Consider the following 24108-nt stretch of genomic DNA (forward strand, 5'->3'; position numbering starts at 1 on the left):
GTGCGCCACCACCCGGTGGAGCGCTGGGTCAAGCCGCACGAGTTCGTGGAGCTGAAGGAGGAGGCCGAGCAGATCGGCTTCTCCGGTGTGATGTCGGGCCCGCTGGTCCGGTCCTCGTACCGCGCCGGCCGCCTGTACCAGATGGCCGTCGAGAAGCGTGGGGAGTACATCGCCGCCCAGGCGGTGTGAGCCGCGCGTGTGAATTCACGCACAAGTACTTACTGGCCAGTAATGGCCGAGTCGACGCGGTCCTGACCGTCCTCGCTGATGAGGGCGACCGTCAGGGCCGCGTTCGCGTTTCGGTGCTCTGTATCAAGGCTTCATTGGCGTTTGACCGGTCGGTCACGCCCTGGTAACACCAATGAGTGACTCTGGTATCACGCCATGTACACCCGGACCGAGGGGGGTCCTCGATCATGCAGGCCGCGCCCGTACGCGCCAACGCCATCCCGTCCTTCACCGACGCGCTCCGCGCCGTCGAATCCCTGCTCATGAGCAGCGGTCAGCGCACCGCCCGCCGCAACGCCTGGACCTCCGTGCTGGAGGACCGCCGCCGCGCCAAGGACCGTGTCGAGGCGCAGCGCGTGCTCGAACAGGCCGCCGGCCGCTCCTGAACCCTTCCCGCCGGGCACTGCCGTCGTGGGCACTCGCGGGGCCACGTAGACTTCGTGGCATGGCGAGGAAGGAAACCGCGGCGGACGCCGCGAACGCAGGGCGACTGAAGCAGATCGCTCTCACGTACAAGATGACCCGCAAGGCCGACAAGAAGATCGGTCTTGTACTCGCGGCCGTCGGCATCGGCACCTTCGGTGTCTTCCTCGCGGTCGGCTTCTTGATCGGCCACCCGTACTACCTGGGCATCCTGGGCCTGCTCCTCGGGTTCCTGGCGGCGGCGATCGTCTTCGGCCGCCGGGCCGAGCGGGCCGCCTTCGGGCAGATGGAGGGCCAGCCGGGCGCCGCGGCGGCAGTGCTGGACAACATCGGCCGGGGCTGGACGACGACTCCGGCGGTGGCGATGAACCGCAGCCAGGACGTGGTGCACCGGGCGGTCGGCAAGGCCGGCATCGTGCTGGTCGCCGAGGGCAACCCGAACCGGGTGAAGAGCCTGCTGGCCGCCGAGAAGAAGAAGATGAACCGCATCGTGGCGGACGTACCGGTGCACGACGTGATCGTGGGCACGGGCGATGGCCAGGTCGAGCTGAAGAAGCTGCGCACGACCATGCTGAAGTACCCGCGGGTGCTGACCGGCGCCCAGGTGACCGCGACCAACGACCGGCTGCGCGCGATGGGCGACCTGATGAGCAACATGCCGCTGCCGAAGGGTCCGATGCCCAAGGGCATGCGGATGCCGAAGGGCGGGCCGAAGGCCCGGTAGTTTCTCTCCTTGACGACGACGAAGGGGCGCCCGGAGATCCAGGCGCCCCTTCGTCGTCGTCAGGTGCTGGACGCCGACCCGCTAGATGCGGACCTCGACCGTCTGCGCGAGCCGGTCGTGCAGGCCCCGGCCGTCCCGGTCCCAGATCAGCGCCGGGATCGCGAGGCACAGCAGGAACGTGCGCAGCAGTGAGCGCAGCGGGTTGACCGTGCCGGTCCGCAGCGCCACGACCCGGATGCCGAAGAGGCGCTTGCCCGGGGTGGAGCCGACCGTGCCGACCGTGAGGGCGCTCATCACGAAGAAGACGAGCAGGGCCCAGTTGCTGGTGGCGGGGCTGTTGCCGTGGGTGATGAGGCCGTATGCGATCAGCACGCACAGGCCCCAGTCGACGGCCAGGGCTCCGAGGCGCCTGCCGGGTCGTGCGATCGAGTTCGGCCCCTCCTCGGGGAGGCCGAGCTGCTCGCCCCGGTACCCGAAGTCGGCACCGGCGTCTTCCATGGCCGCGCGCGGCCCGGAAAGCCACGATCCGATTGCTTGCCTGTTGTCCACGCGTCCACGGTACTGCGCCCGTATGCGGGCAGAGCGCACAGGGGTGTGTCGGGGCTACGGTGGAACAGTGGCCGGTTAACTTCTGCGAAACAAATGGGTCACGCCCGAGAAATCACCCGTCCCTAGGGTCGAGACCAGCGTGTGCCACCGCACTGGCCGCACGAACGATCTACCACCCCGGCGAGGACGGTCGGGAGTAGGAGGAGCTGGATGTTCCAGAACGCCGACGAGGCCAAGAAGTTCATCGCGGACGAGGACGTCAAGTTCGTCGACGTCCGGTTCTGCGACCTGCCGGGCGTCATGCAGCACTTCACGGTGCCCGTCGAGGCGTTCGACCCCGACGAGGAGCTGGCCTTCGACGGATCGTCGATCCGCGGGTTCCAGGCCATCCACGAGTCCGACATGGCCCTGCGCGCCGACCTGTCGACGGCCCGCGTGGACCCGTTCCGCCGGGACAAGACCCTCAACATCAACTTCTTCATCCACGACCCGATCACGGGCGAGCAGTACTCCCGTGACCCGCGCAACGTGGCGAAGAAGGCCGAGGCGTACCTGGCGTCGACCGGTATCGCGGACACCGCGTACTTCGGTCCCGAGGCCGAGTTCTACGTCTTCGACTCCGTCCGCTTCGCGACCGGCGCGAACGAGTCCTTCTACCACATCGACTCCGAGGCGGGTGCCTGGAACACCGGCGCCCTGGAGAACAACCGTGGTTACAAGGTCCGCTACAAGGGCGGCTACTTCCCGGTCCCGCCGGTCGACCACTTCGCCGACCTGCGCGCCGAGATCTCCCTGGAGCTGGACAAGCAGGGCCTGAAGGTCGAGCGCCAGCACCACGAGGTGGGCACCGCCGGGCAGGCGGAGATCAACTACAAGTTCAACACGCTGCTCGCCGCCGCCGACGACCTCCAGCTCTTCAAGTACATCGTGAAGAACGTGGCCTGGCGCAACGGCAAGACCGCGACCTTCATGCCGAAGCCGATCTTCGGTGACAACGGCTCGGGCATGCACGTGCACCAGTCACTGTGGAGCAACGGCGACCCGCTGTTCTACGACGAGGCCGGCTACGCGGGCCTGTCGGACACCGCCCGCTACTACATCGGCGGCATCCTCAAGCACGCCCCGTCGCTGCTGGCCTTCACCAACCCGACGGTGAACTCCTACCACCGCCTGGTGCCGGGCTTCGAGGCGCCGATCAACCTGGTGTACTCGCAGCGCAACCGCTCCGCCGCGATGCGTATCCCGATCACGGGCTCCAACCCGAAGGCCAAGCGCGTCGAGTTCCGCGCCCCGGACTCCTCCGGCAACCCGTACCTGGCCTTCTCGGCCCTGCTGCTCGCGGGCCTGGACGGCATCAAGAACAAGATCGAGCCGGCCGAGCCGATCGACAAGGACCTGTACGAGCTGGCTCCCGAGGAGCACGCGAACGTGGCCCAGGTCCCGACCTCCCTCCCGGCCGTCCTCGACTCGCTCGAGGCCGACCACGAGTTCCTCCTCCAGGGCGACGTGTTCACGCCGGACCTGATCGAGACGTGGATCGACCTCAAGCGCACCACCGAGATCGCGCCGCTGCAGCTGCGTCCGCACCCGCACGAGTTCGAGCTCTACTTCGACGTGTGATATCGCCCCAGGTCAGAGCGGACAACCGCTCCCCTGGGCCGCCTGTGGGCCGTCGGCCGGCTCTCCCAGCACGGGAGGGCCGGCCTTCGGCTTTTCGGCTCCGGCCTCCGGGACCGGCTCACCCCTGCTGAGTTTTCGGCCTGCTCCGAGACGCGAGATTCTGGTAGTACGCCGACAGCGGAGCCCCGAACAAATGCGGGCCGAAGCGCATCTCACGCTTCGTAGGGCCCATCTCAGCTCCTACGGCTCTCAGCGCGACGGGCACCGTCGCGACTTCCCGAAGGAGGCCAGGCGATGAAACTCCCGTCGTACCGTGCCGGTAGAAGCACGACAGCACCACCGCGGCTCCCCGGCGGGGCCAGGAACACGAGAAGACTCAGCGCCACCGCCGTGGCGGCGATGCTCCTGGCCGGCTGGGCTGCGGGCACCCCCACGGCCGCCCCGTACCTCAGTGGCTCCAGCGCGCCCTCCGCCCCGCTCCCCCACTCCCCGGCGTCCTTCGCTCCGGACCGCGCCGCAGCCGCCGCCTGCACCAACAGCTCGAAGCTGGCCGGGTGGTCGAACCGCCGGCTGGCCATGCTCACCATCTCCGTCCCGGTCTCGGAGACCTCGGTGTCCGACGCCACCTCCGAAGTGAGCGCCGGCGCGGGCGGTGTGATCCTGTTCGGCAGCAAGGCACCGTCCGACCTCGGCTCCCGGCTGACCACCCTGAAGTCCCATGTACCCGGCCACCTGGGCCTGCTGGTGATGACCGACGAGGAGGGCGGCGGCATCCAGCGCATGGCGAACCTCGTCGGGTCCCTGCCCTGGCCCGCCTACATGGGCGCGCACTGGACCCCGGCCCAGATCCAGCAGAACGTCACCAAGGTCGCCACCAAGATGGCGGCCGCCCAGGTGAACATGGACCTCGCGCCGGTGGTCGACGTCGACGGCAGGAACGTGGCCCCCAGCAAGACCAACCCCGTCGGATGGCGGTCCTTCAGCGGCAGCACCTCGGTGGTCTCCAAGGACGGCGTCGCGTACATGAACGGGCTGACCGCCGGACACGTGATCCCCGTCGTCAAGCACTTCCCGGGCCTCGGCGGCTCCAGCTACAACTCCGACTTCGACCCCGCCCGCACCCTGCCCTGGTCCACCCTGCAAAAGGTGGCCATCCCTCCGTTCACAGCGGCCATCAAGGCCGGCGCCCCGGCCATCATGGTCTCCAACAACGTCGTCCCGGGCCTGGGCACCAATCCGGCGAGCCTGTCACCGACCGACATCACCACCGTGCTGCGCGGCCAGTTGGGCTTCAAGGGGCTGGTGGTCACCGACTCCCTCAGCGCCAAGGCGATCTCCGCCGCCGGCTACAGCGTCCCCACCGCCGCCGTCCAGGCCCTGCGCTCAGGCGCCGACATGGTCTTGTTCGACCTGGGAGGCAGTGTCAGCTCCACGACCTCCTCGATCGCCACGGCGATCACCGATGCGGTGGCCGGCGGACATCTCTCCCGCAGCCGACTCATCGACGCGGCGGGACACGTCCTGGCCGTCCGACACGTGAACCTCTGCTCCTGAAAGCGAGGGGACGCAGTGACGAGGGCCGCCACCCGGAATCGCTCCGGATGGCGGCCCTCGGCCGTGCTCCGTCGGGCCGCCGTCAGCTCACCACCACCACTACGACAGGGACGCCGTTGTTGAAGCCGTTGAAGCCGTTGAAGCCGCTGAAGCCGTTGAAGCCGTTGAAGCCGTTGTTGAAGCAGTTGCCCCACCAGGGGTTGCAGCCCCGGTTGGTGGTGACCTGCGTCGGGGTGGCTGCCGATGCGGTACCCGCGGTACCGATCGCGGCTCCCCCGGCCAGCAGAACGCCGACGGCGGACACTGCGGCGAGACGCCTCGCACGATGTGCATTCATGGATCCACCTTCCTTCCACCCCTCGTGCGGCTTTCCGGGCACGAGACGGATGGCCGCGACCTCGGAGTGAAGTCCGGCGCGGTCGTAGGGGATGCCGCACGAGGATGAGAAGCAGGGCATACGACGTCGGGCACCCTGCGGTGCGGCTCTCATCTGTAAACGATAACCGTCCGATGACCACCCAGCATCTTGGGCAACCTTTGCCGCTTCCCAGGATTCCTACTCTCGGGGGATCATCCTCCTGGCTCTGTCCGACGAGAGAGGTTGAACGGGGATGACTGAACAGGACGACTGGGAGCACGAGTTCGATCACAGATGGGCGAACTCCGCCGAGCACAAGGAGCCCTCGGCCCGGGCCCGGATGCTCGCCGCCCGCTGGAAGGAGAACCCGCCGGACCCCGCGCCCTTCCGTGCCGACCCGGACAGGGTGACACCGCGGCGGTCGTCGTGGGTGTCGACGGCCGTGGTGCTCGGCTGTGTGGCCGCGGTGATAGTCCTGCTCGGGTACGCGCAGATGCGCTCGCCCTACTAGGAGGGACGGCGGCGCGGGAGGGGACCGGAGCCGCACGGCGGCTCGCCGAGGGGGGCACCACTGCGGGTCGTCCTCGACACCGGTGAGCCCGCTGCCTGGCCGGCGCTGGACGAGGGCGTGCGGGCGGACGAGCGGTACCACCCGCCCTACGTCGTTCCCGCCTGGGAGGAGGCGGACGGCGGGCGAGCACTGACCGCCGTCCCGCGCGGCGACGGCCCGCTCACGGAGTCCTGGCTCGCGCTCGCCCTGTGCCACCGGGACGGCCGGATCCGGCACAGGGCGCTTGGCCGGGCCGCCGGGCACACGGCGCTGCCGCCGCTGGTGGCCGTGCGGTGCGCGGACTGGGTCGAGCCGGTGCGCGGGCTGCTCGCCGAGGCCCTGGACGCCGAGACGGCCGCGCGGCTCGCCCCGCTGGTCCGGCGCCTCGGCGACCGCCACCGCGGGGACTTCGCCGTCGGCCTGCTCGCCGATGTGCTGCGCCGGGCACCCCGGGAACGACTGGCCCCGCTGCCGGCCTCTCCCGACCGTGCCGTACGCCGGTTCGCCCACGGCCTCGCCGTCGAGGAGGGCCGGCTCTCCGCCGCCGAGCCGGCTCGCACGGCCGCAGGCGACGACGACGCCGTCGTACAGACCCTGTGCGCCGAGGCCGCCCTCGCGGCCGTGGGAGAAGTGGACGCGCGGGAGGTGCCGGGGCGCTGCTCGGCGCGCGCAGCCCCCGGGCCCGGTCCGCCGGGGTGACCGCGCTCAGGCGGCTGGAGCGGCCCGGACAGGCCCTCGGGTTCCTGGCGGACCGGTCCCCGCTGGTGCGGGCCTGCGCGCGGTACGTCGTACGGCAGCACGGCATCGATCCGCTGCCCTGGTACCGGGAGCGGTGCGCCGACCCGAGCGACCCGGCGCTGCCGCCGGGGACCGCCATCGGGCTCGCGGAGTGCGGGACGCGCGCGGACGCCGGCCCGCTGTGGCCGCTGCTGGAACGCCCGGCGCCGGGAGTGCGGGCCAAGGCGGTGGCGGGGCCGCACGCGCTGGACGTGACGGACGTGCGGCGACTGCGGCGGCTGCTGGACGACCCGGCGCCCGGAGTCGTCGGCGAGGCCACGCTCGCGCTGCTCCCGTCGGCCGGGCCGCTGCCCGAGGCGTGGTTGTCGGAGCGGCCGGCGACGCGGCGGCCCCGCTGGGTGCGGGTCTCGGCGTTCCGGCTCCTGGACGCGCACGGCGGGTCCGTACGGCTGCGGGCGGCCGAGGCGCTGCTCGCGGACGCCGACGAACGGCTGCGGACGCGGGCCCGGGCGACCGTGCGGCGGGCCCGGCCCCGCCTGGGCTGACACCGCCTCCCACAGGGACCTTTTGCCGCCCCTAGGGCCGTTCGGAACCACTTCATGGCAATCGTCAGGTGCACACTGGAGGCGGGACGAGTGCCTGACTGCGGGGTGATGCAAGATGCAGAGCCGCTTCCGGAGCGATCGACGGCTGACCATGCGGATGACGGTCACGATGTTCCTGCTCGGGCTGCTGTACGTGGCCTTCGTCGCCGCGTTGATCGTGTTGCTGAAGTCCTGGCTGCTGGTCGTCGTCCTGGTCGGGGCGATGTTCGTGGCGCAGTTCTGGTTCTCCGACCGGATCGCGATGTTCGCCATGCGCGGGCGGGTCGTGGAGCGCGAGGAGTATCCCGAGCTGCACGCGGTGGTGGACCGGCTGTGCGCGATCGCGGACATGCCGAAGCCGGTGGTGGCCGTCTCCGACATCGACATGCCGAACGCGTTCGCGACCGGACGCAATCCCGACCACGCCGTGGTCTGTGTGACCACGGGGCTGCTGCGCCGGCTGGAGCCCGCCGAGCTGGAGGGCGTGCTCGCGCACGAGCTGTCCCACGTGGCGCACAAGGACGTCGCCGTCATCACGATCGCGTCGTTCCTCGGGGTGATCGCGGGACTGATCGTGCGCTTCGCCTTCTACTCGCAACTGCTCGGCGGAGGCCGCAGGGACCAGAACACGGCCGCCGTCTTCGCCGTCGTGATCGGCGTCTCCGCCGCCGTGTACGCGATCAGCTTCCTGCTGATCCGGGCCCTGTCCCGGTACCGGGAGCTGGCGGCGGACCGGGCGGCCGCGCACCTCACCGGCCGGCCCTCGGCGCTGGCGTCGGCACTCACCAAGGTCTCCGGGGACATCGCCCGGATCCCGACCAAGGACCTGCGCACGGCCCAGGCCTTCAACGCCTTCTACTTCACCCCGGCGACCGGCAAGGAGCCCGGCATCGAGCGGTTCTTCTCCACCCACCCGACGCTGGAGCAGCGGCTGGACCAGCTGGGGCGGATCTCCGCGGAGCTGGGTGAGGCGACCGCTCCCGGGAAGGCGGGCTGAGCATGGGGCTGCTGGACATCCTGCTCGGCCGCACGAAGCCGGTCGCGCCCGATCTGGACCAGCTCTTCGCGCTGCCCTCGGCGGCGGTGACGCTGCAGGTGGCCGCCGGGTTCACGCCGACCGGGGTGGGTGCGGTGTGCTTCGCCACGGTCGAGGGCGCGGCCTTCGAGCAGACCCACCGGGAGGTCCAGGCCCTGCTCGACGCGGACACGGACCGCACCGGACCTCCGGTGGAACTCACCCAGGACGGCTACGGCTACTCCTGGCTGGTCTCCCGGCGGACCCCCGAGCAGCTGCCGCAGCTGGTGAACGACCTGCACGCGGTGAACAGCTCGATGGAGGTCAACGGCTTCGGCCCGCAGCTGCTGTGCTCCCTCGCCGCGTTCGAGGACGAGCGGGGACGACGCCTGGCCCTGGTCTACCTGTACAAGCGCGGTACCTTCTATCCCTTTGCACCGCTGCCCGGAGCCGTGGAGCGCCGGGACAGCGCACTGGAGTTGCAGGTGAAGGCCGCCCTCGCGAGCGACCTGAAGGCCGAGCAGGATCTCAGCCGGTGGTTCCCGGTGTGGGGCGCCCCCGGGCTGTGACCGGCGGCGCCCCCGCTCACTTGCTCTTCCGGCGCTCCTGACGCCGGGTCTCGAAGGGGCGCTCGCGGCGGTAGCGGCGCTCCCACCTGGCCTGGCGGTCCCGGCGCTCGCGGTACGCCCGGTAGGAGTCGGGCAGCGCGCCGGAGCCGGCCGGCGGGGTGGTCGTACCGGGCGAGCCCCGGCCGTACTTCACGTACAGATAGAGCAGCGCGGCGGCGGCGAGCCACCAGGTGTGGTCGGCGAATCCCAGCATCACCAGGACGACGGTCCCGGAGACGACGATGCCACTCATGACGGACCTCCCGTGAGGTGAGTGCGGTTGGGGGACGTGTCGGCTTCGCGACGTTTGTTCAGAGTAGGGAGGCCGTCACCAGGCGTGCATCTCGTTTTCCGTGCGGCCCGGCGGCTGTGAGTGAATGGCTCGTATGAGCGAACTCCCAGGCGAGCACGAGGAATTCACGTACGCGCACGATGGTGAACGGCTCAGCGCGGTCGGCGCCGGGTCACCCGGTCGGGCGACCGTCGTCCTCCTGCACGGGGCCGGCGACGGCAGCAGGGAGCGGCTGCTGCCGCTGCTCGCCGAGATCGCGGCGCACGGCTGTCACGTGCTGGCCTTCGACTTCTCCGGGCACGGCGAAAGCAGCGGCAGGCTCGCGGAGTCGAGCCTGCGGCGGCGGTTCGAGCAGGCGGCGGCGGTCGTCGACGCGCACGCTCCGGCGGACGACCCGCTGGTGCTGGTGGGGTTCAGCATGAGCGGGCAGACGGTCGCGGACCTCGTACGGCACTACGGGAGACGGGTGGCGGCCGTCGGCCTGTGCGCGCCTGCCGTGTACGCGCCCGAGGCCTGGGGCGTGCCCTTCGGGGACGGCGACGGGCAGTTCAGCGAGATCATCCGCACGCCCGGTGGCTGGCGGGACTCGTCCGCGCTCGCGGCCCTGCGGACGTACGAGGGCCGGGCGGTCCTCGCGGTGCCGGGCACGGACGCGGTCGTCCCGCCGGAGGTGACGGAGGCCGTACAGGACGCGCTCGCGACCCGCGCGCAGTTCACGCGGGTCGAGATCCCGGACGCCGAGCACCGGTTGGGTGTGTGGTTCCGCGACCACGCGGAGGACTGGCGGGTGTTCGTCGCCTCGCTGCTGGGCGGGTTGGAGGAGGGGGGCTGGGCGGCGACCCGGAGCTGGGTGGCCGAGCGGCTTCCGCAGGGCCGTGCGGTGACCGGCTCCCGCCCGCTGCCGGGGGGCTGGTCCTCGCAGATGCGGGGGCTGACCCTCGACGACGGGGAGGAGCTGGTGCTGCGCACGTTCGTGAAGCCCTTCTTCCGGCGCCACGCCCCGGGCCTGCTGTCCCGTGAGGCGTCCGTGCTGGGGCTGCTCGCCGGGCAGGCGGGGGTCCCGGCGCCGGCGCTCGTCGCCGTGGACGCCGCCGCCGAGCACTGCGATCATCCGAGCCTGCTGATGACCCGGCTGCCGGGGCTGGTACGCGTGGACGAGGAGGACCGGCGGGCCCTGGGCCGGCGGCTGGACCTGCTCGCCGCCCAGCTGGTCCGGATCCACGCGGTCGTACCGGAGGAGCGTCCGCGCCCGTACCAGGCGTGGGCCTCGCCGGATCGGGCGCGGGTGCCGGAGGGCGGGATGTGGCGGCGGGCGGTGGACGTGATCCGCCGCGACCCGCCGCCTTACCGCGGTCGCTTCCTGCACCGGGACTACCACCCGGGGAACGTGCTGTTCACGGGCGCCGGCGAGGGGCTGCGGGTGACCGGGGTCGTCGACTGGGTGGAGACCTCGTGGGGGCCCGCCGACCTCGACGTCGCCCACTGTTCCACGGCGCTGGCGCTGCTGCACGGCCCCGGGGAGGGGCTCGCCTTCCGCGACCGGTACGAGGCGCAGGGCGGCCACGGGCTCGCGAGTGGGCCGGACCACCTGTACTGGCGGCTGCTCGACGCCCTGGCCTACTCCCCCGACGCGCGGAAGCTTGCCGGACCGTGGCGGGAGCTGGGGCGCACCGATCTGACAACGGAGGTGCTGGGCGAGCGGCTGGAGGCGTATGTGCGCGGACTGCTGGAGCGGTACGGCTGATCCGGGGTCACACCCCGGGCTCCGCCGTCATCACGCCCGCCGCGATGGCCGCGACGAGGCCCGCGTGGTCGGTGGCGGTCTGGTCGGCGTAGGCCAGGGCGAACTCGGCGACGGCGCGGTCGAAGGAGTCGGAGCCGCCGAGGTAGGCGGCGATGGCGATGCGGTCGCCCGAGCGGGCGTGGGCCCGGGCCAGGGTGGTGCCGCACAGCCGGGCGTAGGCGAGCAGCCCGGCCGGGTGGAGGCCCGCGACCTCGGCGACGCCCTTCATGTCGCGCAGCTGGCGCCAGTAGAAGGCCCGGCCCTGGGGCCCGCTCATCCAGCCGAGGAAGATGTCGGTGGCCGACTGCAGCAGCCGCTGTCCGGCGACCACCCGGTGCCCTGGATGGATGTACGGCCCGCTCGGCAGGTGCTCCTCGAGCACCGAGGTCCGGGCCTCCTTGATCTGCAGGAAGAGCGGGTCGTCGGTGTCGCGCCCGGTGAGCAGCACGACGAAGCAGCGCATGCCGACGCTGCCGACGCCGACGACCTTGCGGGCGGCGTCGGCGAAGCGGTACCGGTCGAGGAGGTGTCGCCGTTCCTCCGGAAGGGTGGAGCGGTAGTCGCTGAAGGTCTTGCGCAGGGAGGCCATGTCCGGGGCGCCGGCGGGTTCGAGCAGTGGTGGGTCGTTGATGATCCGGCGCCGCCCGTCGACCACCTCGGTCAGCTTGCCGAGGGCATGGAGGCTGGTACGGCGGCGGGCCCGGGTGAGGCTGGACTCCAGGCGGCGCCGGCGGCGCGTGGAGCGGACCAGGGGCAGCAGGCTGTCGGCGTCGACGTGCTCGTACCAGACGGCCAGTTCCCCGAGTCCGGCCAGCCGGCGCATGGCGGTGCGGTATCCGGTGACGGCCGCCCGGGCCGCGGCCCGGGTCCCGGCCTTGCCGTGCCCGTTCTCCCGGGCGGCCACGGCCACACTGGCCGCGAGCCGTTTGACGTCCCATTCGAAGGGGCCCGGGAAGGTCTCGTCGAAGTCGTTGAGGTCGAAGAGCAGGGCGCGCTCCGGGGAGGCGTAGAGCCCGAAGTTGAGCAGGTGGGCGTCGCCGCACAGCTGCACGGTGAGCCCGGTGTGCGGCTGGGCGACGAGGTCGGCGGACATCACCGCGGCGGCGCCGCGCAGGAAGGCCAGCGGCGAGCCGGCCATCCGCCCGTAGCGGATCGGCAGCAGCTCCGGCAGCCGGTCACGTCCCTGCCGCTCCAGTGCGGCGACGGGGTCGGGCCGGTCGGCGGACGGGAGCCAGAGGGCGTGAGCGGAGCGGGGCACGTCCTTGCGAGCCTCTTTGCCGCGCCGGACGCGGTCCTCGGGGGTGCCGCGCCGGGCGCGGTCCTCGGGAGTGCTCATACGGCGGCCTCTTTCTGCGGTTCCCCGCGATTGCCGTCACCTCCTGCTGGCAGTGAAGTCCGCGAGGGTGGGCGGGCGCATGCGGAGTACGGCGAACGGGTGAACGGGAGCGGATTGTCAGCGGCGTCTGCGACCCTTCGCGGAGGGCATGGTGAGCGACGGGGAGGTCGGCATGGGCGACGGACGGCGGCGGCACATCGACGCGGCGGAGCGGCGGGCCCGGCTGGCGCTGCGGCACCGTCTCGTGGGTGCGGCGCGGGCGGCGGCGCCCGAGGAGGTCGCGGCCTCCCTGGTGGCCCTGCACGGCACGGACCCGGCGACGGTGCATCTGGCGGTGGCCGCACGGCTGGCCGACCCGGCGAAGGCGGTGCCGGAGACGGAGCGGGCGCTGTACGAGGACCGCACGCTGGTCCGGATGCACGGCATGCGGCACACGGTGTTCGTGTTCCCGACCGGGTTGACGGCCGTGGTGCACGCGTCGACGGGCCTGACGGTGGCCGCCCGGGAGCGCGCCTCCCTGCTCAAGGACATGGCCAGGGCGGGCGCGCCGGACGCGGTCTGGCTCGCCGAGGTCGAGGCGGCCACGCTGGCCGCGCTGGCCCGCCGCGGTCAGGCGACGGCCGCGGAGCTGACGGCGGACGAGCCGCGGCTGCGCGAGCAGTTCGTGTACGCGGCCGGGAAGAGCTACGAGGGCGTCCACACGGTCTCCTCCCGTCTGCTGCGCGTGCTCGGCGTCGAGGGCAAGGTGGTCCGCGGCCGGCCGCTGGGCTCGTGGACGTCGAGCCGGTTCCGGTGGGCACCGGCACCGGAGCATCCCGAACTGGACCCTGCCGGGGCGCAGGCGGACCTGCTGGAGCGCTGGCTGAGGGCCTGCGGTCCGGCGACGGAGGCGGACCTGAAGTGGTGGACCGGCTGGCGTGTGACGGAGGTCCGCCGGGCGCTGTCCGCGATCGGTGCGCGGGAGGTGTCGCTGGACGAGGGCACGGGTCACGTCGTGGCCGGTGACGCCGGCCCGGTGGAGGCTCCGGGAGAGCCCTGGGCGGCCCTGCTGCCCGCCCTGGATCCGACGGCCATGGCCTGGCAGCAGCGTGACTGGTATCTGGACCCGGCGCTGCGCCCCCTGCTGTTCGACCGCAGCGGCAATGTGGGTCCGACGGTGTGGTGGAACGGGCGGGTGGTGGGCGGCTGGGCCCAGCGGCCGGACGGGGAGATCGTCTGGCGTATCCCCGAGGCCGGCGTGCGCCGGGAGGCCGGGGCCGCGGTGGCCGCGGAGGCGGAGCGGTTGCGGGGGTGGGTGGGGACGACGAGGGTGACGCCCCGGTTCCGGACGCCGCTGGAGCGGGAGTTGTCGGCGTGACGGACCGGGTGCCCCGCACCGACGCGGGGCACCCGGCGCCACGGCTCAGCGCGAGTACCGCATGAACGCCCGCACCATGTGGCACGTCGTGTCCGACGGCGGGTGCACGCCGATCTTCTCCGCCGTGCTGCGGATCGTCTCGTTGTGGGCCTGGTTGGGCAGGTAGACCCCCAGGTCGAGCAGCGCGATGGCGAGGCGCATGGCCTTCAGCCGCCGGTTGTGCGTGACGTACCACTCACGCGGCCGCCCGGCCGGCAGCGGACGCTTCTCCGTCGGCGCGTAGGGCGAGTCGAGCAGGACGGAACGCTTGGCGGTGGACTGGGTCGGTGACGGCTTGGTCTTCAGGGCGGCAGCGGGCACGGGCATCCTCCTGTCGCGGTCAGGGCAGTCACCGGAAGGTCCCGGCGACACCCTCGAACACTGCTTCTATTCTACGACCCACCACTGACAAAAGCCCCTGGCCACAAGGGCTTTCGGGGCTCCCGTGACACACGTGCAGAACGGGTTTTCGCGTACCGTGTGGCACATGGAAATCTGGATCAACCCGGCCTGCTCCAAGTGCCGCAGCGCCCTCAGCCTCCTCGACGCCGAGGGGGCCGACTACACCGTCCGCCGTTATCTGGAGGACGTGCCGAGCGAGGACGAGATCAGGTCCGTGCTCGACCGGCTCGGACTCGAACCGTGGGACATCACCCGGACCCAGGAGGCCGCCGCCAAGGAGCTGGGGCTGAAGGAGTGGGCGCGCGACGAGGCGTCGCGGGAACGGTGGATCACGGCCCTCGCCGAGCACCCCAAGCTCATCCAGCGCCCGATCATCACGGCCGACGACGGAACCGCCCTGGTGGCCCGCAGCGAGGAGGCCGTACAGGACGCGCTCTCCCGCGGCAAGAGCTGAACACAGCTCAACTCCGTTGTGACGCAGGTTACTTCAAATGACTCCTGTAACCGCTGAGTAACCTCGTTCGGGATCTCGTACATAGCGGCGTACGCTCCCCTACCTCTTCAGGAGGCGCGCATGTCGCGCAGGAGAACTCTCAGCACGAAGAAGAAGCTCGCGCTGCTCGTCAGCGCCGCGGCGGTGGCGGGCGGCGGGGCCTTCGCGCTGGCGTCGACCTCGAACGCCGCACCGCCGCAGAACGCCAGGACGCTGTCCGCCGGGGACTCGACCGTCTGCCAGGGGCTGGCCACGGCCCACGGCAACAACGACAAGTTCATCGCGGACCAGAAGGCGAACCCGGACGCGCAGTCGGCGGCCCGGATCGCCAACCGCGAGGCGGTCATCAAGCAGATCGAGGTCCAGCAGAAGGCTGCCGGATGCACCGTTGGGGAGTCGGCTCAGGGCTCCCAGGCGGCGCAGGGGGGCAACGCGGGCCAGGGCAACGCACAGCAGGGCGGCCAGCAGGCGGGCCAGCAGGCAGGCGGTGCCCAGCAGTCCGCGCAGCCGGCGCAGACCGGCGCCGCGGGAGACAACGGAGGTGGCGCTGCCGCGGCCTCCGGTCAGCAGGTCTGCAAGGGTTCCACCGTCACACTCTCCGGCGAGGGTGGTGCCCCGGCCGCCTCCAGTAACCAGTTCCCGGCGGGTACGACCCTGAAGGTCACCAACCTGGACAACAACAAGTCCACGACGGTGAAGGTCACCTCGGTCTCCGGCAGCTGTGTGCTGCTCAACAACGCGGCCTTCGAACAGGTCCGGGAGCCGGGCAAGTTCCTCATCCGCCGTGCCGTGATCGAGAAGGTGGGGTGACGCTCAGGGCCCGGACAGGAAAGCGGTGAGCCGGCGGGCCAGGCCGTCCGGCGCCGCCTGAGGCAGCGCGTGGTGCGAGACGTCAGGCAGTACGGCCGTCTCCACGCGCGGCAGCATCGCGGCGGCCCGGTCCGTCACCGTGGTGGGGTCATGGGTCCTGCTGTTCGCGGCCACGAGCAGCAGGACCCGCACGTCCAGGGCGCGCAGCGCCTCGGGTGCCGGGCGCGGGCCCGTCACCGGCCGCACGGCCGGGAAGCCCGCGGCCGCCTCCTGCAGACGGAGCCAGTCGGGGTCGGAGGCTCCCCCGGTCTCCCACTCCAGGAAGGCGCGGACCCGGCGGGGCGAGGGCCGCAGCAGCATCGGCAGCGCACGGAGCAGGTACGCCGCCTTGAACCCGGCGAAACACTGGGTCGGGTCCAGGAGGAACAGGCGGCGTACCCGGGCGGGCGCACACAGGGCGTGCTGCAGCGCGATCCAGGCGCCGTAGGAGTGCCCGCCCACGTCGGCCGCGGTCACCCCGAGGCCGTCCAGCAGGGCGTCCAGCCAGCCGGCCAGGTCGGCGACCGTACGGGGGTGGCGGTCGCCGGCCGGGGCGCTCAGACCGGGGGCGCCGACCAGGTCGACCGCGTAGACCCGGCGTATCCCGGCCAGTTCCCCGACCTGGGCGTACCAGGAGGCGGAGGTCGCTCCGCCGCCGCCCGGCAGCAGAAGCAGCGGGGGCGCCTCACGTGGGCCGCAGGCATTCACCCGGGTGTCGCCGTAGGGCGTGGCCACCGTCAGCGCCTCGTGGTCCGCCGGCCATTTCGCCAGCACCTTGTCGTACGCAACCCGGAAGGCGTCGGCGTCGTACGGGCTCGTCCCCTGCACGGCAGTACCCCCTATTATCTCGCTCAACAAGATACTTGCTCAGCGAGATGGTACGCCCGGAGGACCCGCATGCCGACCCCACCCGCCCCCGATCCGGCGCCCGGGATGGAGATCGTCCACCTGCTGCGCGCCGTCGCCGTCGAACTCGGCCTGCACAGCGCCCGGTTCGCGAACGACAACGGCATGCACCCCACGGACGTACGCGCCCTGATCGCGCTCATGGACGCCCGGCGCGCGGGCGAGGAGATGACCGCCGGGCGGCTCGGGACCGTGCTGGGGCTCAACTCGGCCGGTACGACCGCGCTGCTCGACCGGCTGGAGCGGGCCGGCCATGTGCGCCGGGTGCGCGGCGAGAGCGATCGGCGCAGGGTCGTCGTGGTGGTGGAGGACGGCGCCGTCGAACTCGGCCGGGCCTTCTTCGGACCCCTGATCGAGCGGTCGGTGGAGCTGCTGCGCGGCTACGACGACCATCAGCGGGCCGCGATCCGGGACTTCCTCGCCGGGGTGCGCGAGGCCGCGACGGAGTCCCATACCTCCGCCACACCGGCCTCACAACGTGAGCCGGGACACAGAACGCCCAGGTAACACGGGGTTCACATTCGAGCAATGGACGGGAAACCGCTTGTTGACAAGCTGCCCGGCAGATCGAGCGGCGCCCCAGTGCCGCAGCGCCGCAGCACCCGCAAGTGCGCCCGACCCACCCTCAAAGGATGTGGCCCCGTGACCTTCAAGGCTGAGTACATCTGGATCGACGGCACCGAGCCGACGGCCAAGCTGCGTTCCAAGACGAAGATCGTCACGGGCGCCTTCGCCGGTCTCGACGCGCTCCCGATCTGGGGCTTCGACGGGTCCTCCACCAACCAGGCCGAGGGGCACTCCTCGGACCGCGTGCTCAAGCCGGTCTTCACCTGTCCGGACCCGATCCGCGGCGGCGACGACATCCTCGTGCTGTGCGAGGTCCTCGACATCGACATGACCCCGCACCGGTCCAACACGCGGGCCGCGCTGGCCGAGGTCGCCGAGCAGTTCGCCGCCCAGGAGCCGATCTTCGGCATCGAGCAGGAGTACACCTTCTTCGACGGCTCCCGCCCGCTGGGCTTCCCCGAGAACGGCTTCCCGGCCCCGCAGGGCGGCTACTACTGCGGTGTCGGCGCCGACGAGATCTTCGGCCGTGACATCGTCGAGGCCCACCTGGACAACTGCCTGAAGGCGGGTCTCGCCATCTCGGGCATCAACGCCGAGGTCATGCCCGGCCAGTGGGAGTTCCAGGTCGGCCCGGTCTCCCCGCTGGAGGTCTCCGACCACCTGTGGGTGGCCCGCTGGCTGCTGTACCGCACCGCCGAGGACTTCGGCGTCTCCGCCACCCTGGACCCGAAGCCGGTGAAGGGCGACTGGAACGGCGCGGGCGCGCACACCAACTTCTCCACCAAGGCGATGCGCGAGGGTTACGACGCGATCATCACCGCCTGCGAGTCGCTCGGTGAGGGCTCCAAGCCGCTGGACCACGTCAAGAACTACGGCGCCGGCATCGACGAGCGCCTGACGGGGCTGCACGAGACGGCCCCGTGGGACAAGTTCTCCTACGGCGTCTCCGACCGCGGCGCCTCGGTCCGCATCCCCTGGCAGGTCGAGAAGGACGGCAAGGGCTACATCGAGGACCGCCGCCCGAACGCCAACGTCGACCCGTACGTGGTGACCCGCCTGCTGGTGGACACCTGCTGCTCCGCGCTGGAGAAGGCCGGCCAGGTCTGATTCGCCCGGCTTCACGAAGGGGCGCCCGCCGTCTTGGCGGGCGCCCCTTCCGTGCGTTGCTCCCGTGCCGGGCACCGCGTGTCCGAGGCTTGAGACGGCATTTCGGCCGCGTCAGTGGCTCACAAGCCGCTGACCAGGGCCGAACGGCAGGTGGGAGGAGGTCCGAAGCGTCAACTTCGCGCCAAGCAGACGTCCAAGCAGTGAGAGGAGGGTCCTGTTGCGGCGCTGTGTCTGCTTCAATGGGCGCATGGCCGGCTTCCAGCAGTACACCGCGACGGGTCGCCATGACCTCGAGCCGTTCTGGCCTTCCCGTCAGCACCACGACTTCGACCGGGTGTGTTGCCGCGCGATGAACGCGCGGGCCCTCTAAAGCCGTACACCCCGGCCTTCGGCCAGCGCGAAACGACGTACGTCCTCCGGCGCGCCCGACCACGAATCGCGGCCGCCGTTCTGCCCGACGAACTCCTCGCGCGAAAGAGCTGACCTGTCATGGCGACCACCCGTTCCCTCTCCACCGCCACCCTCACCGCACCGGCCCCCTCTCCCGCGAACCCCGCACGCCACCGGCTGCGGGCCGTCGACCGGGACGAGGTCGTGGACGTGGCGGACTTCCTGCCGCCGGGCGCCACCTGGCTGCCCGCGCCGCAGCACACCCTGCCCACCCTCCCCGGACAGCCGCCGATGGTCGGCTACCTGGTGCTGGTCCCGGCCGACCAGCGTCCCCCGTTCCTGCCGGTCGCGGTGCCGGACGAGCCGGAGACGGCCACCGAAGCGGGCGGCGACCCGCTGGTGCGGATCGACTCCGTGCAGCGCACCGCGAGCGTCGACGGCCAGGAACTCGACCTCACCTACCTGGAGTTCGAGCTGCTCGCGCACCTGGTGGCGCACCCGCACCGGGTGCACACCCGCGACCAGCTGGTCACCACGGTGTGGGGCTACGGCCACGTCGGCGACGGCCGCACCGTCGACGTCCACGTCGCCCGGCTGCGCCGCAAGCTGGGCGCCCGGCACCGCCAGTCGATCCAGACGGTGCGCCGGGTCGGCTACAAGTACACCCCGCCGACCGGGCGTTGAGCCGGGCTGTCTGCCGACGGCAGACAGCCCTTCCCTCCCCGGCCCGCACCGGGCACGCTCCCCGGCATGAGACTTCTCGTGCTGGGCGGTACGGAGTTCGTGGGACGGGCCGTCGTGGAGGCCGCACTCGAACGCGGCTGGGAGGTGACCGTCTTCCACCGGGGGCGGCACGGGCCTCCCCCGGGAGTGCGGTCGCTGCACGGCGACCGCACCGCCCCCGACGGCCTCGCCGCGCTCGCCGGGGCCGACGGCACCTGGGACGCGGTGATCGACACATGGTCGGCAGGACCCCGCGCGGTACGGGACGCGGCACGGCTGCTGCGGGACCGGGCCGGGCGGTACGTGTACGTCTCCAGCCGGTCCGTGTACGCCTGGCCGTGGCCGCCGGGGGCCGCCGAGGACGCTCCCCTGGTCGAGGGTGCCGCCGTCGGCGCCGGGCCCACGGACTACGCCCGGGACAAGCGGGGCGGCGAGCTGGCCGCCGTCGAGACCTTCGGCGCGGCCGGCTCGGTGCTGGCCCGGGCGGGGCTGATCCTCGGCCCGTACGAGAACGTCGGCCGGCTGCCCTGGTGGCTGACCCGGATCGCCCGCGGCGGCCCCGTTCTGGCGCCCGGGCCGCGCGAGCTGCCGGTGCAGTACATCGATGTGCGCGACCTCGCGAACTGGCTTCTCGGGGCGGTGGAACGCCGGTTGGACGGCCCGTACAACCTGGTGAGCCCGCCGGGCCACACCACCATGGGCGAACTGCTCGAGGCCTGCCTCCGGGTCACCGGAGCGGACGCGGAGCTGCGCTGGACCGACCCGGAGGTGATCCTGGACGCCGGGATCGAGCCGTGGACCCAGCTGCCGGTGTGGGTGCCGCCGGGCGGCGAGACGCACGGCGCCGTGCACCGGGCGGACGTGTCCCGCGCGCTGGCCACGGGGCTGGTGTGCCGGCCGGTGGGCGAGACCGTCGCCGACACCTGGCGCTGGCTGACGGAGATCGGCGGTGTCGCACCGCAGCGCCCGGACCGGACGGCCGAAGGCCTGGACCCGGAAGTGGAGGCGAAGGTGCTGGCCGCGGCGAATGGTGTACCTGGCACCACCTCTCAGGACGGGGTCTCGGGCCAGTGAACACAGGGCGGGGCTCGGCCAGACTGGCACCATGAACACCGACACGAAGAGCGACGGCATCCGCGCCCGCCTCCGGGAGGTCGTGCTCGCCGCCGTACGGGGGCTCGTGCTGGCGCTGGCGATGCTGCCCGTGGCCGTACTGTGCTTCACGCTGAGCCTTGTGTCCATCGCGCTCATCCCGTTCGGCCTGGGCATCGTCACCACCCCGGCGATCCTGGGCGGGGTACGGGACTTCGCGGACACCCGGCGGCGGCTCGCGGCCGAGTGGTGCGGGGTGCCGATCCGGTCGGCCTACCGGCCGATACCCGAGGGCGCCAACCCCTGGACCCGCACGGTCATGATGCTGGCCGACCCCGCGACCTGGCGGGATCTGCGCTGGCTGCCGGCCGACATGACGGCCGGGTTCGTCACCGCGCTGCTCCCGGCCGTCCTGCTCTTCTACCCCTTCGAGGGCTTCGCGGTGGCCGCCGGACTGTGGCGGGTGCTCGCGGACGGCCACACCTACTGGTACGGCTTCGTGCCGGTCACCGATCAGCCGACCGCGCTCGGTGCGGCCGCGACCGCCGCCGTGCTCCTCTTCGCCGCGTACCACCTCACGCCCCGGCTGCTGACCGCCCACTTCCGGATCACCCGGGCCGTCCTCGGGGGCGACCAGGGCGAACTCGTCGAGCGGGTCCGGGTGCTGACCGAGACCCGACGGGACGCCGTCGACACCTCCGCCGCCGAGCTGCGCCGGATCGAACGGGACCTGCACGACGGCGCGCAGGCCAGGCTGGTCGCGATGGGCATGGATCTCGGCACGATCGAGATGCTGGTCGACAAGGACCCGGCGCAGGCGAGGAAGCTCCTCGCGCAGGCGCGCCGGAACTCCGCCGAGGCCCTTGAGGAACTGCGCGACCTGGTCCGCGGCATCCACCCGCCGGTGCTGGCCGAGCGCGGACTCGGCGACGCGGTACGGGCGTTGGCGCTGCGGCTGCCGGTTCCGACGGAGGTGACCGTGGAGCTGCCCGGCCGCCCGGACGCGCCCGTCGAGTCGGCCGCCTACTTCGCGGTCAGCGAGGTGCTCACCAACGCCGTCAAGCACTCCGGCGCCGACCGGATCTGGGTGGACCTGCACCACGCCGAGGGGATGCTGCGGATCACGGTCACCGACAACGGCAAGGGCGGCGCCGTGATCGGCCCGGGCTCGGGGCTGGCCGGGGTCGAACGCCGGCTGGGTACATTCGACGGCGTCCTGGCCGTCAGTAGCCCCGCGGGCGGTCCCACCCTGGTGACGATGGAGATCCCGTGCGCGTTGTCCTAGCCGAAGACCTCTTCCTGCTGCGTGACGGGCTGGTCCGGATGCTGGAGGCCTACGGCTTCGAGATCGCGGCGGCCGTCGAGTCCGGGCCGGAACTCACCCGGGCGCTGGCCGAGTCGGCGCCGGACGTCGCGGTGGTCGACGTACGGCTGCCGCCGACGCACACCGACGAGGGGCTGCAGTGCGCGCTGCAGGCCCGCCGGGAGCGGCCGGGCCTGCCGGTGCTGGTGCTTTCCCAGCACGTGGAGCAGCTGTACGCGCGCGAACTGCTGGCCGACGGCAACGGCGGGGTGGGCTATCTGCTGAAGGACCGGGTGTTCGACGCCGACCAGTTCGTGGACGCCGTACGGCGGGTGGCCGCGGGCGGTACGGCGATGGACCCGCAGGTGATCCAGCAGCTGCTGGCCCGGCGGACGGCCGACGACCGGCCGCTCGGCCATCTCACCCCGCGCGAGCGCGAGGTGCTGGAGCTGATGGCGCAGGGCCGGTCGAACGCGGCCATTGCCACACAGTTGGTGGTGACGGAACGGGCCATCGCCAAGCACACCTCCAACATCTTCACCAAACTGGGCCTGGAGGTGTCGGACGACGACAATCGCCGCGTACTGGCCGTGCTCGCGCACCTCGACCGCGATCGGTGACGGTGCGAGCAACTTCCCCTGTTCAGAGGGCGGTTGATGTTCCTGTGTGAGGAGATCCGCCGAGGAATTCGTGAGGCCGGTGAACACCCCCGGGGCGGCGTCCGTATGGAAGGGCGCCGCTTCACTCCTGTCGGGCGCCTCGATGCTGCCCCGCAAGGAAGTCAGAGGAGTTCCATGGGACGCAACACACGAAAACGCCGTACGCCGCTGGCCACCAAGGCCATAGCCGCATCGGCGGCCCTAGCGCTCGGTGGGGGCGGGCTGATCTGGGCGAACTTCTACGCCTCGGCGCACGAGTCGAACAACCAGTCGTGGGGAGGCAACCAGACCAAGGCAGCGACGGCGCAGGTCGCGACGATCTCCTGCCCGGACGTGGGCCAGAAGCTCACCAACGTGCCGAACCAGGCCCGTAACGAGGTCGCCGGGGAACTGGCCAACCTCGACGGGCAGATCACCGACGCCTACCAGCGTCTGGCGACCACGCGGGACGCGCAGGCCAGGGACGCGAGCTTTGTGCAGAACTCCATCCTGCAGCCGCTCAAGGACCGGCGGACGGCGATCCTGGACCGGATCAAGCTGGAGATCACCCGCGTCGGCGGCACCGCGCCCGGCGACCTGAACAGCCTCGCCTCCTGCACGGCGCAGAACGCCAACCAGACCACCGCCGGTGGTCAGCAGCAGGGCGGGCAGCAGCAGACCGGCGGCCAGCAGCAGGGGGGCCAGCAGCAGACCGGTGGTCAGCAGCAGGGGGGCCAGCAGCAGACCGGTGGTCAGCAGCAGGGCGGGCAGCAGCAGGGCAACGCCGGTCAGCAGCAGAACATCGGCGGGCAGGCCGGCAACGGCCCGGTGGCGGCGGACTTCGTCGACATCACCAAGGTCCAGCCGAACGTGCAGGCCAAGCCCGGCAGGAACGGCAACGCGTCGACCGGCACGTTCACCACGCGCTGCGGTGTGAACGCCAACAAGAACCACAACACCGACAACGTGATCGTGGCGCCCGGCGTGACCAACGGCGCGCACCACCTGCACGACTACGTCGGCAACCAGAAGGTCAACGCGTTCTCCAGCAACCAGACGTTCCTGCAGGGCGGCACCAGCTGCCAGAACAGGAACGACCTGTCGTCGTACTACTGGCCCGTGGTCCGCGTCCAGGACGGTACGCAGGACTTCGACCAGAACAACGACGGCGGTGGCAAGGAAGGCAACGTCGGCAAGATCCTGGTCCCGGCGCAGGCGCAGATCAAGTACGTCGGCAGCGCGACCAGCAAGGTCGTGGCGATGCCGCAGTTCCTGCGCATCATCACCGGTGACGCCAAGACCACCACCAACGGTCTGGCCAACGCCAACGCGCACTGGAGCTGCACCGGCTTCGAGAACAAGGTGCAGCTGACGACGCAGTACCCGATCTGCCCGCAGGGCAGCAAGGTCGTGCGCACGTTCGCCTTCCAGAGCTGCTGGGACGGGCAGAACATCGACAGCGCCAACCACCGCACACACGTCGCGTTCGCCGACGCCAACGGCAACTGCCAGAACGGCTTCAAGGCGATCCCGCAGCTGACGATGCGCCTGGTGTACAACATCACCCCGCCGACCCTGCAGAACGGCCAGGTGAAGAACGCCTACGCGGTGGACGGCTTCCCGGAGCAGCTCCACAAGCCGGCCACGGACCACGACGACTTCATCAGCGTCACGAAGAACGGCCTGGCCAACAAGATCGCCAACTGCATCAACGGGGGTCAGAACTGCGCCTGACGAGCCGATGACCGAAGCGGGGGGGGGGGGGGTTCCCCCCCCCCCCCCCCCTTGCTTTTTCCCCCCCCCCCGTGGGGGTGGGGGTGGGTCGGGTCGGCCTCCCCACCTCCGCCCAACATTCCCCCCAACGCCATTCCCACCCCCCC

The 24108-nt window shown here is 71.6% G+C and carries 26 protein-coding genes and 1 pseudogene; 21 read left to right on the top strand and 6 right to left on the bottom strand.

Features of this window, described 5'->3' with window-relative positions; genetic code table 11:
- From AC07CM_RS02450 to AC07CM_RS02460, 3 genes and pseudogenes are all read left to right on the top strand, one after another.
- Positions 1–189 (top strand): annotated as a pseudogene (locus tag AC07CM_RS02450) (lipoyl synthase); the annotation flags it as partial.
- A gap of 227 nt (positions 190–416) precedes the next feature.
- Positions 417–614 (top strand): SCO2195 family GlnR-regulated protein, encoded by a 198-nt coding sequence (locus AC07CM_RS02455; RefSeq protein ID WP_478874461.1) that lies wholly within the window; start codon positions 417–419, stop codon positions 612–614.
- Positions 615–673: 59 nt separating this feature from the next.
- A complete protein-coding gene (locus AC07CM_RS02460) occupies positions 674–1375 on the top strand; it encodes a DUF4191 domain-containing protein (protein ID WP_478874462.1) in 702 nt (233 codons plus the stop codon).
- A gap of 81 nt (positions 1376–1456) precedes the next feature.
- On the opposite strand, the gene AC07CM_RS02465 is transcribed toward AC07CM_RS02460, so the two are convergent.
- Entirely contained in the window at positions 1457–1924 is a 468-nt protein-coding gene (locus AC07CM_RS02465; RefSeq protein ID WP_478874463.1) for an RDD family protein, read from the bottom strand.
- A 210-nt stretch (positions 1925–2134) separates the two neighbouring features.
- On the opposite strand from AC07CM_RS02465, the gene glnA reads away from it, so the two are divergent.
- Both glnA and AC07CM_RS02475 read left to right on the top strand, forming a co-directional pair.
- Complete coding sequence (glnA, locus tag AC07CM_RS02470) at positions 2135–3544, top strand: type I glutamate--ammonia ligase (RefSeq protein WP_468378111.1); 1410 nt, start codon at positions 2135–2137, stop codon at positions 3542–3544.
- 399 nt (positions 3545–3943) lie between these two features.
- Complete coding sequence (locus AC07CM_RS02475; protein ID WP_478874884.1) at positions 3944–5098, top strand: glycoside hydrolase family 3 N-terminal domain-containing protein; 1155 nt, start codon at positions 3944–3946, stop codon at positions 5096–5098.
- Between the two features lie 82 nt (positions 5099–5180).
- On the opposite strand, the gene AC07CM_RS02480 is transcribed toward AC07CM_RS02475, so the two are convergent.
- A complete protein-coding gene (locus AC07CM_RS02480; RefSeq protein WP_478874464.1) occupies positions 5181–5435 on the bottom strand; it encodes a hypothetical protein in 255 nt (84 codons plus the stop codon).
- 274 nt (positions 5436–5709) lie between these two features.
- On the opposite strand from AC07CM_RS02480, the gene AC07CM_RS02485 reads away from it, so the two are divergent.
- From AC07CM_RS02485 to pspAB, 5 genes are all read left to right on the top strand, one after another.
- Entirely contained in the window at positions 5710–5967 is a 258-nt protein-coding gene (locus AC07CM_RS02485; protein WP_478874465.1) for an SCO2583/SCO2584 N-terminal domain-containing protein, read from the top strand.
- 117 nt (positions 5968–6084) lie between these two features.
- On the top strand, positions 6085–6705 hold the full coding sequence (locus tag AC07CM_RS02490; protein ID WP_478874466.1) for a hypothetical protein: 621 nt from the start codon (positions 6085–6087) through the stop codon (positions 6703–6705).
- Entirely contained in the window at positions 6702–7289 is a 588-nt protein-coding gene (locus tag AC07CM_RS02495) for a hypothetical protein (RefSeq protein WP_478874467.1), read from the top strand. The genes AC07CM_RS02490 and AC07CM_RS02495 overlap by 4 nt, the downstream gene beginning before the upstream one ends.
- Before the next feature lie 115 nt (positions 7290–7404).
- Positions 7405–8325 carry a zinc metalloprotease HtpX gene (gene htpX, locus AC07CM_RS02500; RefSeq protein WP_478874468.1) on the top strand — a complete coding sequence of 307 codons (921 nt, stop codon included), beginning with the start codon at positions 7405–7407 and terminating at the stop codon, positions 8323–8325.
- A 2-nt stretch (positions 8326–8327) separates the two neighbouring features.
- Positions 8328–8912 (top strand): PspA-associated protein PspAB, encoded by a 585-nt coding sequence (pspAB, locus tag AC07CM_RS02505; protein WP_478874469.1) that lies wholly within the window; start codon positions 8328–8330, stop codon positions 8910–8912.
- 16 nt (positions 8913–8928) lie between these two features.
- Here pspAB and AC07CM_RS02510 read toward each other — a convergent pair whose 3' ends face one another.
- On the bottom strand, positions 8929–9204 hold the full coding sequence (locus AC07CM_RS02510) for a hypothetical protein (protein ID WP_478874470.1): 276 nt from the start codon (positions 9202–9204) through the stop codon (positions 8929–8931).
- 124 nt (positions 9205–9328) lie between these two features.
- Here AC07CM_RS02510 and AC07CM_RS02515 point away from each other — a divergent pair, with 124 nt between their 5' ends.
- Complete coding sequence (locus AC07CM_RS02515; RefSeq protein WP_478874471.1) at positions 9329–10987, top strand: alpha/beta fold hydrolase; 1659 nt, start codon at positions 9329–9331, stop codon at positions 10985–10987.
- A gap of 7 nt (positions 10988–10994) precedes the next feature.
- Here the strand turns inward: AC07CM_RS02515 and AC07CM_RS02520 are convergent, their stop codons facing one another.
- Complete coding sequence (locus AC07CM_RS02520; RefSeq protein ID WP_478874472.1) at positions 10995–12362, bottom strand: DUF2252 domain-containing protein; 1368 nt, start codon at positions 12360–12362, stop codon at positions 10995–10997.
- A 172-nt stretch (positions 12363–12534) separates the two neighbouring features.
- Between AC07CM_RS02520 and AC07CM_RS02525 the strand changes: the two genes are divergently transcribed.
- A complete protein-coding gene (locus AC07CM_RS02525) occupies positions 12535–13719 on the top strand; it encodes a winged helix DNA-binding domain-containing protein (RefSeq protein WP_478874885.1) in 1185 nt (394 codons plus the stop codon).
- A gap of 45 nt (positions 13720–13764) precedes the next feature.
- Here the strand turns inward: AC07CM_RS02525 and AC07CM_RS02530 are convergent, their stop codons facing one another.
- Complete coding sequence (locus AC07CM_RS02530; protein WP_478874473.1) at positions 13765–14079, bottom strand: hypothetical protein; 315 nt, start codon at positions 14077–14079, stop codon at positions 13765–13767.
- Between the two features lie 166 nt (positions 14080–14245).
- Here AC07CM_RS02530 and AC07CM_RS02535 point away from each other — a divergent pair, with 166 nt between their 5' ends.
- Positions 14246–14614, top strand: a complete 369-nt coding sequence (locus AC07CM_RS02535; RefSeq protein ID WP_478874474.1) for an arsenate reductase family protein — start codon at positions 14246–14248, stop codon at positions 14612–14614.
- A gap of 120 nt (positions 14615–14734) precedes the next feature.
- Positions 14735–15463, top strand: coding sequence for a hypothetical protein (locus AC07CM_RS02540; protein WP_478874475.1), 729 nt, complete (start codon positions 14735–14737; stop codon positions 15461–15463).
- 3 nt (positions 15464–15466) lie between these two features.
- Here AC07CM_RS02540 and AC07CM_RS02545 read toward each other — a convergent pair whose 3' ends face one another.
- Positions 15467–16330 carry an alpha/beta fold hydrolase gene (locus AC07CM_RS02545; RefSeq protein ID WP_478874476.1) on the bottom strand — a complete coding sequence of 288 codons (864 nt, stop codon included), beginning with the start codon at positions 16328–16330 and terminating at the stop codon, positions 15467–15469.
- A gap of 69 nt (positions 16331–16399) precedes the next feature.
- Here AC07CM_RS02545 and AC07CM_RS02550 point away from each other — a divergent pair, with 69 nt between their 5' ends.
- The 7 genes from AC07CM_RS02550 to AC07CM_RS02580 all read left to right on the top strand — a co-directional run bounded on the left by AC07CM_RS02550 (position 16400) and on the right by AC07CM_RS02580 (position 23962).
- Complete coding sequence (locus tag AC07CM_RS02550) at positions 16400–16915, top strand: MarR family winged helix-turn-helix transcriptional regulator (RefSeq protein ID WP_478874477.1); 516 nt, start codon at positions 16400–16402, stop codon at positions 16913–16915.
- Positions 16916–17050: 135 nt separating this feature from the next.
- Positions 17051–18082, top strand: coding sequence for a glutamine synthetase (gene glnII / locus AC07CM_RS02555; protein WP_478874478.1), 1032 nt, complete (start codon positions 17051–17053; stop codon positions 18080–18082).
- Between the two features lie 489 nt (positions 18083–18571).
- Positions 18572–19156 carry a winged helix-turn-helix domain-containing protein gene (locus tag AC07CM_RS02560; protein ID WP_478874479.1) on the top strand — a complete coding sequence of 195 codons (585 nt, stop codon included), beginning with the start codon at positions 18572–18574 and terminating at the stop codon, positions 19154–19156.
- Between the two features lie 66 nt (positions 19157–19222).
- Positions 19223–20269, top strand: coding sequence for an SDR family oxidoreductase (locus AC07CM_RS02565; protein ID WP_478874480.1), 1047 nt, complete (start codon positions 19223–19225; stop codon positions 20267–20269).
- A 31-nt stretch (positions 20270–20300) separates the two neighbouring features.
- Positions 20301–21572, top strand: coding sequence for a sensor histidine kinase (locus AC07CM_RS02570; RefSeq protein WP_478874481.1), 1272 nt, complete (start codon positions 20301–20303; stop codon positions 21570–21572).
- Positions 21557–22210: a LuxR C-terminal-related transcriptional regulator gene (locus AC07CM_RS02575; protein ID WP_478874482.1), complete on the top strand. Its 654-nt coding sequence runs from the start codon at positions 21557–21559 to the stop codon at positions 22208–22210. The genes AC07CM_RS02570 and AC07CM_RS02575 overlap by 16 nt, the downstream gene beginning before the upstream one ends.
- A 174-nt stretch (positions 22211–22384) precedes the next feature.
- The gene (locus tag AC07CM_RS02580; RefSeq protein ID WP_478874483.1) at positions 22385–23962 is read left to right on the top strand and encodes a DUF1996 domain-containing protein; all 1578 of its coding nucleotides are present in this window, start codon (positions 22385–22387) and stop codon (positions 23960–23962) included.
- The last annotated feature ends 146 nt before the right edge of the window (positions 23963–24108 follow it).

The organism is Streptomyces sp. NPDC044061, from assembly GCF_056434305.1.

Bases quoted from the DNA above. Each gene is read 5' to 3' on its own strand.
- AC07CM_RS02455 (WP_478874461.1), top strand. From the start codon at position 417: ATGCAGGCCGCGCCCGTACGCGCCAACGCCATCCCGTCCTTCACCGAC.
- AC07CM_RS02460 (WP_478874462.1), top strand. From the start codon at position 674: ATGGCGAGGAAGGAAACCGCGGCGGACGCCGCGAACGCAGGGCGACTG.
- glnA (WP_468378111.1), top strand. From the start codon at position 2,135: ATGTTCCAGAACGCCGACGAGGCCAAGAAGTTCATCGCGGACGAGGAC.
- AC07CM_RS02475 (WP_478874884.1), top strand. From the start codon at position 3,944: ATGCTCCTGGCCGGCTGGGCTGCGGGCACCCCCACGGCCGCCCCGTAC.
- AC07CM_RS02480 (WP_478874464.1), bottom strand. From the start codon at position 5,435: ATGAATGCACATCGTGCGAGGCGTCTCGCCGCAGTGTCCGCCGTCGGC.
- AC07CM_RS02485 (WP_478874465.1), top strand. From the start codon at position 5,710: ATGACTGAACAGGACGACTGGGAGCACGAGTTCGATCACAGATGGGCG.
- htpX (WP_478874468.1), top strand. From the start codon at position 7,405: ATGCAGAGCCGCTTCCGGAGCGATCGACGGCTGACCATGCGGATGACG.
- pspAB (WP_478874469.1), top strand. From the start codon at position 8,328: ATGGGGCTGCTGGACATCCTGCTCGGCCGCACGAAGCCGGTCGCGCCC.
- AC07CM_RS02510 (WP_478874470.1), bottom strand. From the start codon at position 9,204: ATGAGTGGCATCGTCGTCTCCGGGACCGTCGTCCTGGTGATGCTGGGA.
- AC07CM_RS02515 (WP_478874471.1), top strand. From the start codon at position 9,329: ATGGCTCGTATGAGCGAACTCCCAGGCGAGCACGAGGAATTCACGTAC.
- AC07CM_RS02520 (WP_478874472.1), bottom strand. From the start codon at position 12,362: ATGAGCACTCCCGAGGACCGCGCCCGGCGCGGCACCCCCGAGGACCGC.
- AC07CM_RS02525 (WP_478874885.1), top strand. From the start codon at position 12,535: ATGGGCGACGGACGGCGGCGGCACATCGACGCGGCGGAGCGGCGGGCC.
- AC07CM_RS02535 (WP_478874474.1), top strand. From the start codon at position 14,246: ATGGAAATCTGGATCAACCCGGCCTGCTCCAAGTGCCGCAGCGCCCTC.
- AC07CM_RS02540 (WP_478874475.1), top strand. From the start codon at position 14,735: ATGTCGCGCAGGAGAACTCTCAGCACGAAGAAGAAGCTCGCGCTGCTC.
- AC07CM_RS02550 (WP_478874477.1), top strand. From the start codon at position 16,400: ATGCCGACCCCACCCGCCCCCGATCCGGCGCCCGGGATGGAGATCGTC.
- AC07CM_RS02560 (WP_478874479.1), top strand. From the start codon at position 18,572: ATGGCGACCACCCGTTCCCTCTCCACCGCCACCCTCACCGCACCGGCC.
- AC07CM_RS02565 (WP_478874480.1), top strand. From the start codon at position 19,223: ATGAGACTTCTCGTGCTGGGCGGTACGGAGTTCGTGGGACGGGCCGTC.
- AC07CM_RS02570 (WP_478874481.1), top strand. From the start codon at position 20,301: ATGAACACCGACACGAAGAGCGACGGCATCCGCGCCCGCCTCCGGGAG.
- AC07CM_RS02580 (WP_478874483.1), top strand. From the start codon at position 22,385: ATGGGACGCAACACACGAAAACGCCGTACGCCGCTGGCCACCAAGGCC.